The 17,050-nt window shown below is 49.3% G+C and carries 13 protein-coding genes; 4 read left to right on the top strand and 9 right to left on the bottom strand.

Annotated elements, in window-relative coordinates:
• From C7B65_RS12955 to C7B65_RS12920, 8 genes are all read right to left on the bottom strand, one after another.
• A partial coding sequence (locus C7B65_RS12955) for a hypothetical protein (protein WP_146135828.1) occupies positions 1-324 on the bottom strand: 324 nt, incomplete at its 3' end.
• Positions 325-357: 33 nt separating this feature from the next.
• Positions 358-876, bottom strand: coding sequence for a hypothetical protein (locus C7B65_RS12950; RefSeq protein ID WP_073070411.1), 519 nt, complete (start codon positions 874-876; stop codon positions 358-360).
• 11 nt (positions 877-887) lie between these two features.
• Positions 888-1,571 (bottom strand): hypothetical protein, encoded by a 684-nt coding sequence (locus C7B65_RS12945; protein ID WP_073070412.1) that lies wholly within the window; start codon positions 1,569-1,571, stop codon positions 888-890.
• Positions 1,572-1,618: 47 nt separating this feature from the next.
• A complete protein-coding gene (locus C7B65_RS12940) occupies positions 1,619-1,918 on the bottom strand; it encodes a hypothetical protein (protein ID WP_073070413.1) in 300 nt (99 codons plus the stop codon).
• A 13-nt stretch (positions 1,919-1,931) separates the two neighbouring features.
• Positions 1,932-5,153, bottom strand: a complete 3,222-nt coding sequence (locus C7B65_RS12935) for an RNase A-like domain-containing protein (RefSeq protein WP_143162027.1) — start codon at positions 5,151-5,153, stop codon at positions 1,932-1,934.
• Entirely contained in the window at positions 5,114-5,716 is a 603-nt protein-coding gene (locus tag C7B65_RS12930; protein ID WP_073070415.1) for an FG-GAP repeat domain-containing protein, read from the bottom strand. The genes C7B65_RS12935 and C7B65_RS12930 overlap by 40 nt, the downstream gene beginning before the upstream one ends.
• Before the next feature lie 37 nt (positions 5,717-5,753).
• Entirely contained in the window at positions 5,754-6,191 is a 438-nt protein-coding gene (locus C7B65_RS12925) for a hypothetical protein (RefSeq protein ID WP_073070416.1), read from the bottom strand.
• Between the two features lie 131 nt (positions 6,192-6,322).
• Positions 6,323-7,501, bottom strand: a complete 1,179-nt coding sequence (locus tag C7B65_RS12920; protein WP_073070417.1) for a ferrochelatase — start codon at positions 7,499-7,501, stop codon at positions 6,323-6,325.
• 163 nt (positions 7,502-7,664) lie between these two features.
• On the opposite strand from C7B65_RS12920, the gene C7B65_RS12915 reads away from it, so the two are divergent.
• From C7B65_RS12915 to ilvB, 3 genes are all read left to right on the top strand, one after another.
• The gene (locus C7B65_RS12915; RefSeq protein WP_073070418.1) at positions 7,665-8,210 is read left to right on the top strand and encodes a hypothetical protein; all 546 of its coding nucleotides are present in this window, start codon (positions 7,665-7,667) and stop codon (positions 8,208-8,210) included.
• Between the two features lie 174 nt (positions 8,211-8,384).
• A complete protein-coding gene (locus C7B65_RS12910) occupies positions 8,385-9,677 on the top strand; it encodes an MFS transporter (RefSeq protein WP_073070419.1) in 1,293 nt (430 codons plus the stop codon).
• Between the two features lie 196 nt (positions 9,678-9,873).
• Positions 9,874-11,712 carry a biosynthetic-type acetolactate synthase large subunit gene (gene ilvB, locus C7B65_RS12905; RefSeq protein ID WP_073070420.1) on the top strand — a complete coding sequence of 613 codons (1,839 nt, stop codon included), beginning with the start codon at positions 9,874-9,876 and terminating at the stop codon, positions 11,710-11,712.
• 159 nt (positions 11,713-11,871) lie between these two features.
• Here ilvB and C7B65_RS12900 read toward each other — a convergent pair whose 3' ends face one another.
• Positions 11,872-12,690, bottom strand: a complete 819-nt coding sequence (locus tag C7B65_RS12900; RefSeq protein WP_073070421.1) for a C39 family peptidase — start codon at positions 12,688-12,690, stop codon at positions 11,872-11,874.
• A gap of 335 nt (positions 12,691-13,025) precedes the next feature.
• Here C7B65_RS12900 and C7B65_RS28780 point away from each other — a divergent pair, with 335 nt between their 5' ends.
• Positions 13,026-17,039, top strand: a complete 4,014-nt coding sequence (locus C7B65_RS28780) for a PAS domain S-box protein (RefSeq protein WP_083582774.1) — start codon at positions 13,026-13,028, stop codon at positions 17,037-17,039.
• Positions 17,040-17,050 lie beyond the last annotated feature (11 nt).

Raw genomic sequence — 17,050 nt, 5'->3', positions numbered from 1 at the left:
GAGGGAATCGTTGTCTGCCTTGCTGATGCGGTTGAGGCGATCGGCGATCGCCCTCAACACCTCCTGACGATTTTGCAACTTCTGAAACGCTCTTAAACGATCGGCAAAGTCTTTCAGTCCTTCAATCGTCGGCAATCCACCAGAAAATTTGGAGAACCCACCCTTGAGGAACTCCACGACCCCATCCTTACCGAACTGTAACAGTCTGCCTACTGAAGTACTAGCATCAGCAAACGTATCGGCAAACACTCGAAAAGGAACCGTAAGTGCGTCAGATAATGAGAGTCTGGATAGATCTTTGAATCCATTGGTCAACTCGTCCATCTCTCGCTATGACTGCTAAGAGGGACGATCGCGCTAACATTGAGAAAACTGATCAGGAGAGTAGACTCCTACAGAAAGGTTAAATAACCCAGCCTCTTTGATCACAATAAAACTATCTGACAAGCTAGCTATATCTTTAGCTAAGGCAGCAAGCAGAATCACTTCTCCTTTCGCTCGACCTCCTGCGCTCCCAACAGTATATCCATATCCTACTTCTGCCCAGCATCGGGATATATACGCGCGTAAGTTTGAGTCAAGATTTCGTCCGAAGTCCTCTAAATATTCCTGCTCATTCGTGTAGGTCTCAGAATTTCTCTCGCAAGACAAAGTTAAAGCATTACTATGCGCTAATTGAAAATGGTAATACTTAGTAGGTAGAAGAGCTTGCTTGCCTTCGACTTGCTGATTAGTTCCTAGCTCAAGCAATACTGGAGTCTGCCCAAGAAGTGTTCTAGCCTCATCAGCTAGAGGATGTAAAAGTAGTTGCGACTGTAAATCGCTCCAAACGATAGCTCTATTAGAGGTTGGTATAATGTCAACTTCAATGCTCATAGTTGTGCTTCCTATTTGATAATTCTTACTCCGCTTCGGGTGATTTCAACAATTCCATCACTACCTTTCAAGATAATTTTGCTGAAAGCGCCATCCTGCACAATTTGTTGATAGATCGGTCCATTGGTTGCAAAGTCAGCAAGCTGATTAGTATTGAACTGTATTGGTTCTCCATAAAAAATTGCATTTTCGATGCCCACTGCTTGGGCTTGGTTAGAATTCCGCCGGATTTCTCTAGGTAAACTGCCAAGACTACTAACATCATGAAAGGATTTGAGGGATACAGGAGTTTCAACTCCCTGTTTGTTCGTCGGACGAAATACACCTTCAACTCCCTGTGAATTACCGAAAAACTCAAACTCACCACCACCTTCAAGCGCACCGAAACGAATTGCCTCTGGTAACTCGTGAGTTTCAGCGGGGACTCCCTTGACAATAGTACTTCTAATCTCTGAAATCGTTAGGCTTTCTTTGGTAAGCAGATTTACCAGTAGATCCTGGGTCATCCCTGGTCGGCGCAGAAGAGTTGCTAAATCATCAACTGTCTTAGCTCCTCCGTCTAAAACAAATTTGACCAAGTTGCGATTATTAACTAGAAAAGTGACTACATTTGCATTCTCATCGAGTTTCGTAGCAGCTTCTGAAACTCTCTTAAATTGATCGGCAAAATCCTTGAGGGCATCGATCGTCGGCAATCGTTCTTCAACGTATCGCAGAGGATTACAACCGATGGATAGCAGCGCTAGTACTTCTCAACAACCTCATCCTCTCGTTCAACGTTTTTGATCATCTTTTCTAGCCACACATATGCCTCTGCATCAGAATTCTCGTTTAGAACCTGATTAGCACCATCATGTACTAGTGATAGTGGTTGTCCTGCTTCTAGATTGTGAGTGCGAATTTCTGTAACAATACGCTTCCAATCCTCAGACGTAGTTGGATTCTTGAATATTGCATTTCTCGCATTCTTGATACCTTCCTCATAATTCTCATAATTAAAGAACCGACTTAGAAGGAGACGAATTAGCTCATAATCAGTCATACTCACCATCTCACTATGGATATACAGGGAATGCGCTAACTAAGCGGTAACCTCTTGGGTCAGTCGGGTCAGCTTCAAAGCTAATTTTAACCTTTGTAGTAGCACCAAGAGGTATTTCCTGAGAGATAGGGTTTCGCACAGAACCAATATTGGTAAAACCAAAACCAGTTGGGTTGCCATAGTCAAACGTCCACTCCATGTAATCATTCCCAGAGGCAAAGAAAGATTTAATATCAGATTCATAGGCTTTATAAGCTTGATTGACAGCATCTCTCTGTACATTATCATCAATGAAACGTAAAGATGTCCGAGACTGTTGCAAAGTTGGATGTGTACCTAATGCACGCTGCTCAAGATCAATTCGACTAAGTTGTGAACCATGTCGCTCTATTGAATGTCCTCCACGTAATTCCTCTCTTAACAAATCAATTCCATCATTTGCCTGTTTACCTAGTCTATTTAACTGAGTTACTGAAACATTAGGAATGCCGAGAAGTTTCTGAACCTCAACAGGATTAATACTAGTTGCTTTCAGCAGCCCAGCTAAGTCATTCAAGACTGTACCGGGATGTTTGAGAATATCACTCAGTGCATCAATTGCTTGCACTCCTTGTTCTAAGATTCTTCCAACGAGGTTAGAGTTCGCAGCTAGAAAACTAGCAACAGAAGTATTTTGAGCCTGAATTAATCTATCGGCAACCTCTGAAACTCTCTTAAATCGATCGGCAAAATCTTTCAGTCCTCCGATCGTCGGCAATCCGCCGGAGAACTTAGAAAATCCTCCCTTCAAGAACTCAGATACACTGTCGGTTCCATACTGAAGCAGTCTACCAACCGCTGTCCCTTCGCCCTTAAACAACGAGAGCGGAAGCGAAATTGCATCAGCTAGTGTGAGAGAACGCCCTCGTTGAACATCCTCGGCTAATCGCAACAGACGCTTGCCCGCATCTAAAAGGCGAGTCGTGTTCACTAGCCCCAGAGAGGGTTCAAGCTTCAAGAGTCCACCGAATGGCAATGCGCCGACCAAGTTCTCAAAAGCATACACAGCCTCCCGCGACGCGTCTAACAGCTCCGTCTGGGACCTAGCATTTGCGGCTTTATGGAAAAACGATGCTAGCGAATACCCAAATTGCACACCACCGAGCAAAATAAGTCCAACATCTAGAATCACCCCGATCGGTTGGACAAACTGCGCTGCCACAATACCACCAACCGCTACCCCTGCTACTCCCGCTACTAGTGGGTTTCCTGTAATCAGTTTGACGAAATCTTCAACTTGCCCTTTGACGGTTGATCCAGCAGTGTGAGGTGCTAATCTTAATGCGTCAAAGACTTTCTCTAACGGACTATAGGTTTTCTGAGCGAGATCTCGCAATCGCTCTTTACCAAATGGGTCAGCCTCATCTGAGGGAAAAAGCAATGTATCACCTGCGTACAAAATACGCGGGTCAGTAGAGGTTCCTCTCTCCGAATAAAAGGTGAATAAAGTATCTCCTGCCACAGCAGACGTTACTGTCCCATCCGCTCGACGGACTCGGTAAGCAATTGGATAGCGATCATTGGAGGGGTCAGAGTCACCACCATTCCACAAAACTGGTGATGTACTACCTGATGCAAATCCAGTTCCTTCAACGCTTACCCGTCCGTCACTGGTCGCTGTCACCGGAATTTCTATTAAGTTATTTAGATTGGCTGTAATTCCCCCCAACACCTTAATTCGATTTTCCAGGTCGTTCGCCGCATCTGGTAAATTGCCCTGAGCAGTGAGTGTGAGAAAAGAAGCATCCTTAGATTCAACATTGCTGGCATCAGGCTTTAAGGCAGCATATGAGCTACCTAGATCTAGCACGTAGCTCAAATGGGCTGAACTTTGCGCCATTAGCTTAACTTCTGGATCATCAACTAACTTGACTACCTTCACCAGTTGTTTTGAAAAGTTGAGTCGCTGTTGCCGATCTTGTGAGCTACCAGGTTGATCGAAGAATTTAGCGAGTCCTCCTGCTGCTAAACGAGCGTCGCCTCTTCCCTCCCACAAAATTTCTAACCACTCTTTCATCCCAACTTGATCGCCAGTTGTAATTACCGGGTTCACTCTGGCAACTTCAAAGCCAAACGCCACCAGCTCTCGAATGAACTGGGCACTGCGAATATCACCGCGTGGGTCAAACCCACCTCCACCGTTGGCGAGTCGAGGTTCATTGAGCGCCACACTATTCGCGGCTGCATTCAGGAGATTATTGAGGAACTTGAGGGTATTGAGCGGGTCGCTGACCTCATCGAGCGATCGCCCTAATGCCTCCACCCCATTCTTGAGTTGCTTCTCGATTTCGCCCTTGCCAGGAAGCCTGCCACCCATCCCTGGCTGCTGAACGCGCCACAGCATATCCAAAAAACCGAAGTCCGCGTCACTGGCAAGGATGGTTCCCGTTTCCCGACTGGGAGCCAATTTTGCATAGGTCTGTCCCAACTCCAGTGCGGCTTTGAGCAAGGCTGAATGGTCTTCTAGTGAAATAGCAGTCGGCATTACAGCCAGCTTGCCATACAGCACCTCATTAAACGCTGCTAGCAACGTTGCTTGAAACACCTGCACGCTGACTGCCGTGGAATCCTTGATCAAATCCTGTGCCAGCACGTAGCCTGCCCCGCCTGCTTTGCTTTCGAGCAACCCATTGAGCGGGCTGTCTTCTCCCACATCGGTTGGGTTGTAAGCTGTCACAAATAGGTTCTCCATCACCCCTTGCATCTGGTCAAAGAACGCTTGGTCGTTGAGGGAATCGTTGTCTGCCTTGCTGATGCGGTTGAGCCGATCGGCGATCGCCCTCAACACCTCCTGACGATTTTGCAGCGCCGCCTTCTTGTTAATGGTCAACGGGTGTTGACTAATCGCCCCCGTGCCATAGTCCACGATCTTCTTCACCGCATCGGTGTATTCCAAATCATAGCCAGTGCCAATGTAGGGCAAGTCAACGCCTCTAGGAAAGCCCGAAAAACCACTGGGCTGCCAATTGGGAGTCGAGCTAGACCCCGTTGAGTAGGTGCCCCACCCATATCCACCACCAGAAGTCGGACCGAAATATCCATAGTTCCCGGTTCCTCCAGCAGGCGCATTCGCATAGGTGCCACCATCTTGACCCTCCACCTCTCCCGATTCCAGAACGTAGAGGTCTGAGTCTTCGATCGGGCGCTCATCCGACTTCAAGAATCGGAAGGTTTGGGATTGTTGATTGCCTGCCACGTCGCGACTCGTGACGCTAAAGTCATAGACCCCCTTGCTACCAGATTCTGGATCTCTCCCAACACCTGGTTAAATGTCCCGGTCTGAGAAACTGTCACCTCTGTGAGCAGACTTTGATCCAGGATGCGCCCCGTAATTGTGGGGAGTTGGGTAATGCGATCGTTGAGCGTTCCCGTATCTTGCGCCAAAGCGAGTCGAATCGTGGGTGGAGCCGTGTCAACCCCAACCGGACGACCCGTAGTGCCCACCGCTTGTCTGGCTAAACTCGTCAGGTCGGGATTCGTCAGAGCCGTTGCTTGGGTCAGTTGTAACCCATTCATCTCCCAAATCGCCGCAGTTCCATTGCTACGATCGCGCCAAAAGATATCAGCTTTGCCGTCGCCGTTGAAATCATCGACCCCAACCCACTGCCACTCAGACCCCACCAAGGCGGCACTGCCGTTATAGGATAGAAACGCAAAATCAGTATACTGACTGCCCGAAAGCAACCAGACCGCCGTTTGTCCAGTGGTGTGGTTACGCCAGATGTGAATCTCGATACAGGGACTCGATCGGACGATCAAACTGCACCCTGTTGACTCATCAAGAGCATACGCTCTATCACAAGCCAGAAGGCTGATGATGCAAATCAAGTCCTTGCTGAATCCAGGTTAGGCAGTCTGACTCACTCTCAAAAATTCTAGGAGCCGCGATGTTAGTTAACTCACTCGGCGGATAGTGATCATAAAAAACCTTTCTACCTTGACGCAGCACGATGATTAGATTATTTCGATAGGTGTAGCGATGTTTGAAATAATCAGTGTCGTCATCAATTTCTGAGTGCTGCGCTAAATGAGTTTGGGCGACTTTAATCATGTCCTCAATCCGACTTGAGAACTCTTCAGAAGGATTTGCTGTCTTGTGGAATCGTCCTCGATGTCCCAACTCTGACAGAAGCGCGTAGGAATAAATTTCTTCTCCTGCGATCGACCCACCGACAAACGGAATAATTAAATATCCTCGGTAGGTGACGGAGTGTTCGTAAAGCAGTCGCACCATCGCACCGTTTGCTGCAAAGATTAGCTTTTATCTTCCCATGTAATCGATTAAGGATCGTGGATTAAATCATATCGGTTACTTGCGATGGTAATGGGCACGGCAGTGCCATGCCCCTACGCAAAACGGTTTTTCTAATGGTGATGATGTCCGTGATCGTGGCTGTGATTGTGCCCATTGTGACCATGATGATCATGATGGTGATCAGCTTGTGAAGCCGCCAACGCCGGATTTACCGCCATTGCTTGCTCTGACAGCAGCGCTTCAATTTGAGGGTGCGCCCAATCTGCCACCATTTGCAAAAAGTCAGGGTTGTCATTGACACAAGCCATTTGGACATAGGTCACATCAGGGCGCTTTTTGCGTAGCCCATGAATGATGTGATCGACATCTAGCAGCGTTTCGTGATTTTCGGTGGCAAAGCCGATCGGCATAAATACCAACGCGGTTGCGCCCAAATCGATCAGGTTCCTTGCCGCTAAGTCTGCGTTTGGTTGAGTCCAGTCAATCAAAGGCGTTTGGTGATTGAGCCAGCCCACTGAGATCAAAGGATATTTGTAGAGCAGGCGTTCGCGCACCCGATCGTAGAGTTTTTGGCTCTCATCAATGCCAGACGTAAAGCCTTTTGCCTTGTGCGGACAGCCATGATTCATCAGCACGATGCCGATTTGAGAGGGCAAATGTGCCACCGCCAACTCAGACTTGATTTTGTCTTCGACGAGATTTGCCATCAAGTCAATATACTCTGGTTCAGCATAAAATGACGGAATATAGCGGGTTCCTTTCAGCCAGTGTTCTTTGCCAGGATCTGCCAAGGCCGACAGCGCATTGTTGACTTGCTCTACCGCGATTCCACTGGTGAAGATCGAATCTACGACTAAAAGCGGGTAGATCAAAATCTTGTCAAACCCTTCTGCTTTGACTTCTTCTAAGACTTGCTCAGGCAAGAAAGGCTTGCAGAAGTTGAAGGCTTTAAAGACTTTGACGCGATCGCCCCAGCGGTTTTGCAGTGCCTTTTCAACCCCGACTCGCTGCTGCTCAAAAATGGCATTGTGAGGCGAGATGAAGTGATCGTGTTGGTGACTCCACTCGTGCAGGTCAAACACGGCTAAAAGCTTTGCTAAAGGAGGATATACCCAGGTCGGAACTGGGGCAAACTTAGCGGTTAGTAGGTTTAACGCCTGCTCGTTATAGTTAGCGAAATCGTCATAGCTCTCGACCTCGCCGTAGCCCATTAGCAAAACGGCAACTCGATCGCTAGAAGTCGAAGCTTCTAATCCAGACTGATGGAGTTTCTCAGGGGTAGCGACCACTTTTTGTCTCTCAAACTAACGTGGATAGTGTGGACGCGCCAAGACTTAGAGTGCGGCACAAATCTCACATTACTAAGGCTAACATCCCCTACGGGGGGATAAACATCTAAAAGGTGATGACATCGTTAAAATCAGTCTAAAGGGAGATTTATGGAGCACTGTCATGAAGATCGTTATTTGCCCCGGAATGCACCGATTGCAACTTTCCCAACGCTTTGTCACAGCGCTGCATCCCAGTCAAGAAACCTTGATTTTTCCGACTGAGAAGGCTCCTGCCTATTCTCCGCTTCACGTTTTAGAATTTTTATCCCCGACTGAGGCGACGACTCCGCTAGTCTTTATTGCGTTTAGTGCTGGGGTTGTTGCCGCGATCGGAGCCGCCCGTCTCTGGCAAAAGCAGGGTGGCACCGTCAGCGCCTTGATTGCCCTCGATGGATGGGGCGTGCCGCTGGCCGGAGATTTTGCGATTCATCGGGTCAGCCACGATCGCTTTACTGCCTGGAGTTCGGCTTTGCTAGGGGGAAGTGACTCAGACAGTTTCTATGCTGACCCTGCGGTCGAGCATTTGACTTTATGGCGATCACCGCAAACTGTTCAGGGCTATGCAATAACCGCAAATCGACGATCGCGCCAAACCTCTATAACTGCCGCCAGTTTTATAACTGCGCTATTGCAGCGCTATGAGGTCTCTACATCAACGAGACATTAGAAGTCAGGAGGATATTTCCTAGCGCTGCTTTATGCCTTGTTAAAACAATCCTGGGCATCCTCCCGCAAGGATGTATTTCAGATAAAGTTGTGATGGGTCAGGTCTATACGCTGCATAATGTCTAGACCTGACCTACAGAGAGGGTTTTCACCTGATTTCTAAAATTTCTACTCTATGCTTCCTACTCGTTCCCAGCCCTCTCGTAATGGCTTTCTAGCGCTGCTTCACAATCACCCCTTCATGATGTTGTGGAGTGGGCAAATTTTGTCTCAAATAGCAGATAAAGTTTTTTTTGTGTTGCTAATCGCGCTCCTGAGTGATTACGGTTCTTCGCCTGAAACCGAAAACTCAATGCGATCGGCGGTAATGATTGCGGCAACGCTACCCGCTATTTTCTTTGGCTCGGCGGCAGGCATTTTTGTCGATCGCTATGACAAAAAAACAATTTTGAGCGGCTGCAATATCTTGCGCGGAGTGATGTTGCTGCTGCTGCCGTTTTTGCCCAAGGCATTTATCATCTTGATCGCGATCGCGTTTTTAGAATCGATCTTGACTCAGTTTTTTGCCCCCGCAGAGCAAGCTACGATTCCCTTTCTGGTAAAGCCAGAAAATCTGCTAACAGCAAATGCGCTGTTCACCACCACGATGATGGGTTCGTTAATTGTCGGGTTTGCGATCGGTGACCCGTTGCTGAAAGTGGCGAGTGGGTTTAACCCAGAGTGGGGACGAGAAATTTTAGTCGGCGGCTTATATTTGCTGGCTGGAATCGTGCTTTATTTGATGCCTCTAAAAGAAAAGAAGCATGAGAGTGAGACGATCGTTCCGGTTCATCCTTGGAGCGATTTTAAGGAAGGGTTAGCTTATCTGCGTAAAGATTCTCTAGTGAGATATGCCATGTTGCAACTCATGATTCTTTACTCGGTTTTAGCGGCGTTGACGGTGTTAGCGATTAACCTGACGCAAAAAATTGGGCTAGAAAAAACTCAGTTTGGCTTACTGTTGGCGGCGGCAGGCGTAGGCATGGTGTTTGGGGCAGCAGCTTTGGGTCATTGGGGCGATCGCTTTCGTCGCAAACCCCTGCCTTTAATCGGCTTTGCTTTCATGGCGTTTGTGCTGACGATGTTCTCATTCACTTCCAAACAAGGGTTGAGCTTTGCCTTGTCGGGCTTTTTCGGGCTAGGGTCCTCGCTGGTCGCGGTTCCGATGCAGACTCTAATTCAGCAACGCACCCCAGAAGCCATGCGAGGAAAGGTGTTCGGCTTTCAAAATAACATCGTCAACATTGCCCTCAGCGTGCCATTAGCCGTTACAGGGCCGTTAATTGACGTGATCAATAACCAGGTCGCTCGGAATCCGCAATCTGAATTGGGACTGCGATCGGTGCTGATCGGCATGAGTGTAGTGGTGACGATCGTTGGCATCTGGGCATGGCGCAGCACTCGACGAGTTTTGCAGGATGCAGTTTAACTCACGCTAATGTCAACAAAATTTGACAGATAAATTAGCTCATAAATTAACTAAACTGTAGAGATAGGTAGCTTTGTGGCGCGATCGTCAATAATCAGTCTCGACAGGGATCGTAATCGGCACTACACTAAGTTTCTATCTATTGCATCTTTAGATACAAAAATTGTCCACTTAGACGGTTTGGCGAGGTTCCCCAGTGCAATTGCAACGAGTGGCAGTACAGCGGGTGACAGGTGGCTTTGCGCTGATCGACAGCCTCAGACGGCACGGCGTTAAGCACATCTTCGGCTATCCGGGCGGAGCGATTCTGCCCATCTATGACGAGCTTTATAAGGCAGAAGCGATCGGCGGCATTCAACACATTTTGGTCAGGCACGAGCAAGGAGCAGCACACGCGGCTGACGGCTATGCCCGCGCGACTGGGCAGGTTGGCGTGTGTTTTGCCACGTCAGGCCCTGGTGCGACCAACCTGGTGACTGGCATCGCCACGGCACACATGGACTCGATTCCGCTCGTAGTGGTGACGGGACAAGTGCCGCGACCCGCGATCGGCAGTGATGCCTTCCAAGAGACGGATATTTACGGGATTACGCTCCCGATCGTCAAACACTCCTATGTAGTACGTGACCCTAGAGACATGGGGCGGATTATTGCAGAGGCATTCTATATTGCCAGCACGGGCAGGCCCGGCCCTGTACTAGTCGATATCCCAAAAGATGTGGGCACCGAAGTCTTTGACTATGAACCAGTCGAGCCGGGCGCTGTGCGGCTAACGGGCTATCGCCCTACTATGAAGGGTCATCCGCATCAGATTGGGCAAGCGTTGAAGTTAATTCGGCAAGCCAAACAACCTTTGTTGTATGTCGGCGGCGGCGCGATCGCTGCCAATGCTCACGCCGAAGTTAAAGAACTCGCAGAACGTTTTCAGCTTCCGGTTACGACTACGCTAATGGGAATCGGTGCCTTTGATGAGCAGCATCCGCTCGCAGTTGGGATGTTGGGAATGCACGGCACTGCCTACGCCAACTTCTCGGTGACAGAATGTGATTTGCTGATTGCGGTCGGGGCGCGGTTTGACGATCGTGTGACTGGCAAGCTAGACGAATTTGCGTCTCGTGCTAAAGTCATCCACATTGACATTGACCCCGCAGAAGTGGGTAAAACGCGGGTTCCTGAAGTACCGATCGTGGGCGACGTGCGGCAAGTGTTGCTCAATTTGCTCGATCGCAGTCACGAAGACGGCGACCCGGCAAGGTCAGATCAGACGAGCGACTGGCTAGCTAGAATCGATCGCTGGCGCGAAGATTATCCGCTCGAAGTGCCTCATTACCCTGACAAGCTTTCGCCTCAAGAAGTCATTGTCGAATTGGCGCAACAGGCTCCTAATGCCTTCTACACCACCGATGTAGGGCAGCATCAAATGTGGTCGGCGCAGTTCCTTAAAAATGGCCCTCGTCGCTGGATTTCTAGCGCGGGTCTGGGCACGATGGGCTTTGGACTCCCGGCGGCGATGGGGGCTAAAGTGGCGGTTGGCAGCGATGAGCAAGTGATCTGCATTAGCGGCGATGCCAGCTTTCAGATGAATTTGCAGGAGTTGGGCACGCTGTCGCAGTATGGAATTGCCGCCAAAATTGTGATTATCAACAACGGCTGGCAGGGCATGGTGCGCCAGTGGCAAGAAGCCTTCTGGGAAGGGCGCTATTCGTCTTCTAACATGGAGCCGTCAATGCCCGACTTTGTGAAGTTGGCAGAGGCCTACGGCATTAAAGGCATGATGATCAGTGTTCGCGACGAGTTGAGTATCGCGGTGGCTGAGATGCTGGCACATGACGGCCCTGTGCTGCTCGATGCGCGAGTCAAGCGAGACGAAAACTGCTATCCGATGGTGGCTCCGGGCAAGAGCAATGCTCAAATGTTGGGGTTGCCCGATCGTAAGAGCCTAGAGCGCGCAACTGAACTGATGTATTGCAGCAGTTGTGGCGCGAAGAATGTTGCCAGCAATAGATTCTGCCCTGAATGCGGCACCAAGCTGTAGTCTGATTAGTAATCATATTGGATCACCGTAGGAGTATGGCAACATCCCTACGGTGATATTTTTTGTGATTATTATGGTTTAGATCGGTGAACACAAACGCGATCAGGAGGATTAACGCTACTCATCGCTGATTTAATTCACCTAAAAGAACGCTGCAAACTATGCTTTTGTAAGTCGATGCAGCCACATGAAGTTAACGCCTTCTGGGGAACTTTTACTTTGGATTAAACCATTCGAGTAATGCAAGTTTTCTCCGGTTAAGTCTTTGCGATATCCATACGCCGTCCACTCGCCGTAAGGGTCATTCACCCAAAATCCGTTGCGATCGTAGCCTCTAATCACAACGATGTGACCAAAACTAGTGAAATAGCCGTGAATGATGCAAGGACGACCCTCAGCGATCGCCTTGCGAATATCATAGAGCCTTCCCTGGGTCGTAAAGTCATCTCTCACCCCGTAAGCGGCTGCCATTTTTGCCAGGTCTTCCGGGTCGTGCCGACTTAATCCGTTGCGTTCCATATAGCGATAAAGCTCGTCTTCAAACTGCACCGCGTTGGTTTTCTGCCGAATCTGCAAGTAGCGCATGATCATTGCAAAACTGGTGACATTACACGCTCCACCTGGATTCTCAGCATTGTCAAGCTGACTGCGGTAAGGCACATTTAAGCGCTTAGTTGCGGGAAGCCCGATCGTGGGTAAATTAATCGGCAAAGAGGGTCTGCGCGTGGCACTGGTTACCTGCCCTTGACTGTTAAGGAGTTGAATGTGAGGCAAATAGACAAACCAAGTGTTGAGCGGTGGGTTACCCAAAAACTCACTCACAAAGGCAATCTTGAGATGATTGTTGCCCACCAGTTTCCAGGAGTGGATCTCAAATACTCTTCCAGCCTCGACGTTAACCTTATCTTGAGCAGACAGCCGTGCAGAATCGCCAGTAGACTGCTTGAATGTAGTATTATCGATAACTTTTAGCTTCATAATTTCCCCGTTTATTCAATAGGGTGCCTCAAAATTTCTATAAAATAAATAGAAGTTTCAAGAACAAGCTTAATCCGAAAGACATCAGTAGACCTCCTGCATGAATAAAATTCCCCAAACTACCCTGGATCTCGCTCCGTTTCAGTCGGCTTGTGCCCCCTAAATCCCCCAAAATGGGGGACTTTGAAATTAGAGCCTAGGCTTAAAGTCCCTCATTAAGGGGGGATTTAGGGGCGTTCCCTGATTCGTGCAGGAGGTCTAGTGCAGTATCCGTCTAAATATCCAAAAAGATTTTTGGTGGCAGTGTTCCCTAAATTTCAGCAAGAGGACAAGTAATGTCAACACTCCGGTTTCTCCTACTTGAAGACAATCCACTCGATGCAGAAATGGTGCAGACCCTGCTGCTGAATAGTGCGATCGACTTTGAGCTGCTGAGGGTGGAAACTCGCGCTGATTTTGTGGCAGCCCTAGAAACCGATGAGTTTGACTTGATTTTGGCAGATTATGCACTGCCCAATTTTGATGGCATCTCTGCGTTAGAGATTGCTTGCAACCTGCGTCCAGATATTCCATTTATTTTTGTCTCTGCCAATTTGGGCGAAGAATTAGCGATCGAAACGCTCAAACGGGGAGCCATAGATTATGTGCTCAAGCAACGGTTAGGGCGGTTAGTTCCCTGTGTCGATCGGGCATTACAGGAAGCCAAAGAACGCCGCGAACTCAAACAGACAGAAGCAGCCCTGCGTCAGAATGAAGCCCACCTCCGCGCCGTCGCTGCTAACTTGCCCAACGGGGCTGTCTTCCTGGTAGATCACGATTTGCGCTATCTGCTAGCAGAGGGCGATGCTCTCCAGAGCGCCGGAATGACCTCTGAAGACTTGGTGGGCAAAACCCTTTGGGAAGCCCTTGATCCAGCCCTCGCAACTCGCTACGAACCCCACTATCGCCAAGCCCTCGGCGGTGAACCTTTTAGCTCAGAGCATTGCAGCCACGATCGCACCTACATCTCTCATGGCACACCTCTCCGCAACGATCGGGGTGAGGTTGACACCGTGCTAGTAGTGTCTTACGACATCACCGATCGCAAACGGACGGAGTTAAATGCAGAATTTCTCGCCGCCGTCAGTCAAGAATTGGTTAGAGCGACTCGTGTAGACGAGATTGTGAAAATGGTCGGCGAACACCTCAACCGCTATCTCAATACTTCGACTTGTGCCTTTGTCGAAATTAGCGAGGAAGCACGGCAAGCGATAATCAATCATGATTGGCATCAAAATGAGCTGCGGAGCTTAGTGGGGGTTTATCCTCTCGGAGAGTTTGTCACTGACGAGTTTTTGCAAGCCGCCCAAGCCGGACAAACGATCGTCGTCCGGGATGTCACTGCTGACTCGCGCATTGTTGACCAGCAGCGATATGCCGCGCTAAAAATCGGGGCAGAAATTAACGTTCCTTTAATCAGAGACGGCCAGTGGAAATTTTCGCTGACTGTGTTTCATCAAGCTCCCTACGATTGGCGCGAAGACGAGATTGAGTTAATGCAGGAATTGGCAAACCGCATCTGGACAAAGCTAGAACGCGCCCGTGCCGAAGCCGCCTTGCGCCAAAGTGAGGAGCAGAGCTGGAACATTCTGGAGAGCATTAATGACGCATTTTTTGCCCTAGACAAAAACTGGCTGTTCACCTATGTCAATCAAACAGCCGAAACCCTGCTCGATCGCGCCCCAGGTGACTTAACCAGAAAAAACTTCTGGGAAGAATTTTCGGGTCTGAATGGCAGCGAATTTGAACGGCTTCATCGACGCGTGATGAGCGATCGCGTGGCTGAATCACTGACCGCGTTTTACCCTGATCACGATCGCTGGTATGAAGTCCGCACCTACCCTGCCCCAAACGGCATCACCGTTTATTTCAGGAATGTCACCGATCGCATTCAAGCCGAAGCTGAACTGCGCGAGAGTGAAGCCCGGTTCCGGCATCTAGCAGATACCGCTCCTGTGCTGATTTGGATGTCTGGAACTGATAAACTCTGTTATTACTTCAATCAGCCCTGGCTAGACTTTACCGGGCGAACGATGGAGCAAGAAATGGGCAATAGTTGGGCAGAAGGAGTCCATCCCGACGATTTCCAACTTTGTTTAGATACTTATGTCACCGCCTTTGATGCCAGGCAACCGTTTCAAATGGAATATCGCCTTAGACGCTCTGATGGGGCATATCGTTGGCTGCTCGATGCAGGCGTGCCCCGATTTACATCAGAAGGTGAATTTCTGGGCTATATCGGTTCTTGTATTGACATCGACGATCGCAAATCTGCCGAAGCCGCCCTGCGTGAAAGTGAAGCTCGTTTTCGGTTAGTAGTCGAAAGTGCGAAAGAGTATGCCATTTTTACCCTCGATTCCAAGGGTGCTGTGACCAGTTGGAACAGTGGTGCGGAACGATTGTTTGGATATCAAGCAGCAGAAATTCTAGATTGTAACAGCCGCATCCTTTACACGCCAGAAGACAATGAATGGGGTCGGAATGAGCGAGAAAGGCAAACGAGCCTAGCTCAAGGACAGGCAGAAAACGAGTGCTGGCATATTCGCAAAGATGGTAGCCGCTTTTGGGGCAGTGGTTTAGTAATGCCGCTGCAAACTGAAGCAGGCCCGCAAGGATTTGTCAAAATTATGCAAGACAAAACCGTGCAACGGCAAGCTGGTGAACGATTCCGGTTGCTTTATGACACCACCAGCGATTTACTCGCCACCGAGCAACCTCTGACGCTGATGCACAACCTGTTCAGCAAACTCTCAAACCAGCTAGAGCTAGATTATTACTACCAATACACAGTGGAGGAAAAAGACAACCGCCTAATGCTGCATCTGAGGAACTCCGAAGGACTCTCAGATGAAACGGCTCAATTGATCGAATGGATTGAATTTGGTCAAGACATTTGCGGGCTGGTGGCACAAGAGCGGCGGCAAATGATCTTCGACCAAGCGCAGGTCTTGGCCCATCCCAACGCCCAGAGGCTGCGCGCGATCGGGGGCACTGCCTACGCGGGGCAACCGTTGATTGTTCAAGGACGGTTACTGGGGACGCTCTCCTTTGCCAGCCGCCGCCGCACTAGCTTTACATCCGAAGAAATTGACCTCTTGCAATCGACCTGCGATCAAATGGCGATCGCCCTTGAGCGAACAAACTTAATCCGTTCAATTCAGCAACAGGCGGAACAATTACAACGCGCCAACCGGATTAAAGACGAGTTCTTAGCAGTGTTGTCACATGAACTGCGATCGCCGCTTAACCCGATTTTGGGTTGGACGAAACTATTACGCGCTGGCAGGTTGGATCACGTTAAAACGAGTGAAGCTCTAGCCACGATCGAACGCAATGCTAAACTCCAATCGCAATTGATCGAAGACTTGCTCGACATCTCCCGCATCATGCAGGGCAAGCTGTCTTTAACCGCGACTCCGGTCAGTTTAACCTTTGTGATTTCGGCTGCCATTGAAACGGTGCGTTTGGCGGCAGAAGCCAAAAATGTGGGGCTACAGCTTGATCTCGACTCCACGATCGCGCCCGTTTCTGGCGATGTTGCCCGCTTGCAGCAAGTCGTGTGGAATTTGCTCTCCAATGCAGTCAAGTTTACCCCTAGCGGTGGGCAGGTGACCCTTGAACTGAGGCAGCTCGACCAACTGGCTCAAATCAGCGTGATCGACACTGGAAAGGGCATCAACGCTCAATTTTTGCCCTATGTGTTTGAGTATTTTCGACAAGAAGACGGCTCGACCACGCGCAGATTTGGCGGCTTAGGGTTAGGGCTGGCGATCGTGCGGCAAATTGTTGAAATGCACGGAGGAACAGTCGAGGCAAAAAGCGCAGGTGAAGATCAAGGCGCAACTTTTATCGTGAAGCTGCCGATGGTTCGACAGATAGCGCCGATCGTGCTTGAACCAATCCGCACTCAAACAGACCTAGAAACGCCCTTAGACAGCCTTCAAATTTTGCTCGTCGATGACGATACCGATACTCGTGAGTTTCAGGCGTTTCTGTTGGAACAAAGTGGGGCGAGAGTAACAGCCGTTGTCTCTGGTTTAGAGGCATTGCAAGCTCTAGAGCGGTTTATTCCTGATCTGATTGTCAGCGATGTGGGCATGGCGGAAATGGATGGCTATATGCTGATGCAGCAGATTCGCTCTCGTCCACCCAGACAGGGCGGAACCATTCCGGCGATCGCCCTCACTGCCTATGCCGCAGAACTTGACCAGCAAAAAGCACTGCAAGCAGGATTTCAGATCCACATGACAAAGCCTGTGGAGCCAGAAATATTAGTTAGAGAAATTATAAATCTGCTTAACTCAATATAAAGAATCAAAAA

It is taken from the genome of Phormidesmis priestleyi ULC007 (genome assembly GCF_003003695.1).
Lineage (GTDB): Bacteria > Cyanobacteriota > Cyanobacteriia > Leptolyngbyales > Leptolyngbyaceae > Phormidesmis_A > Phormidesmis_A priestleyi_A.
Note: the sequence above shows the minus strand (reverse complement) of the source record. Positions and strands in the feature narration are given on the sequence as shown.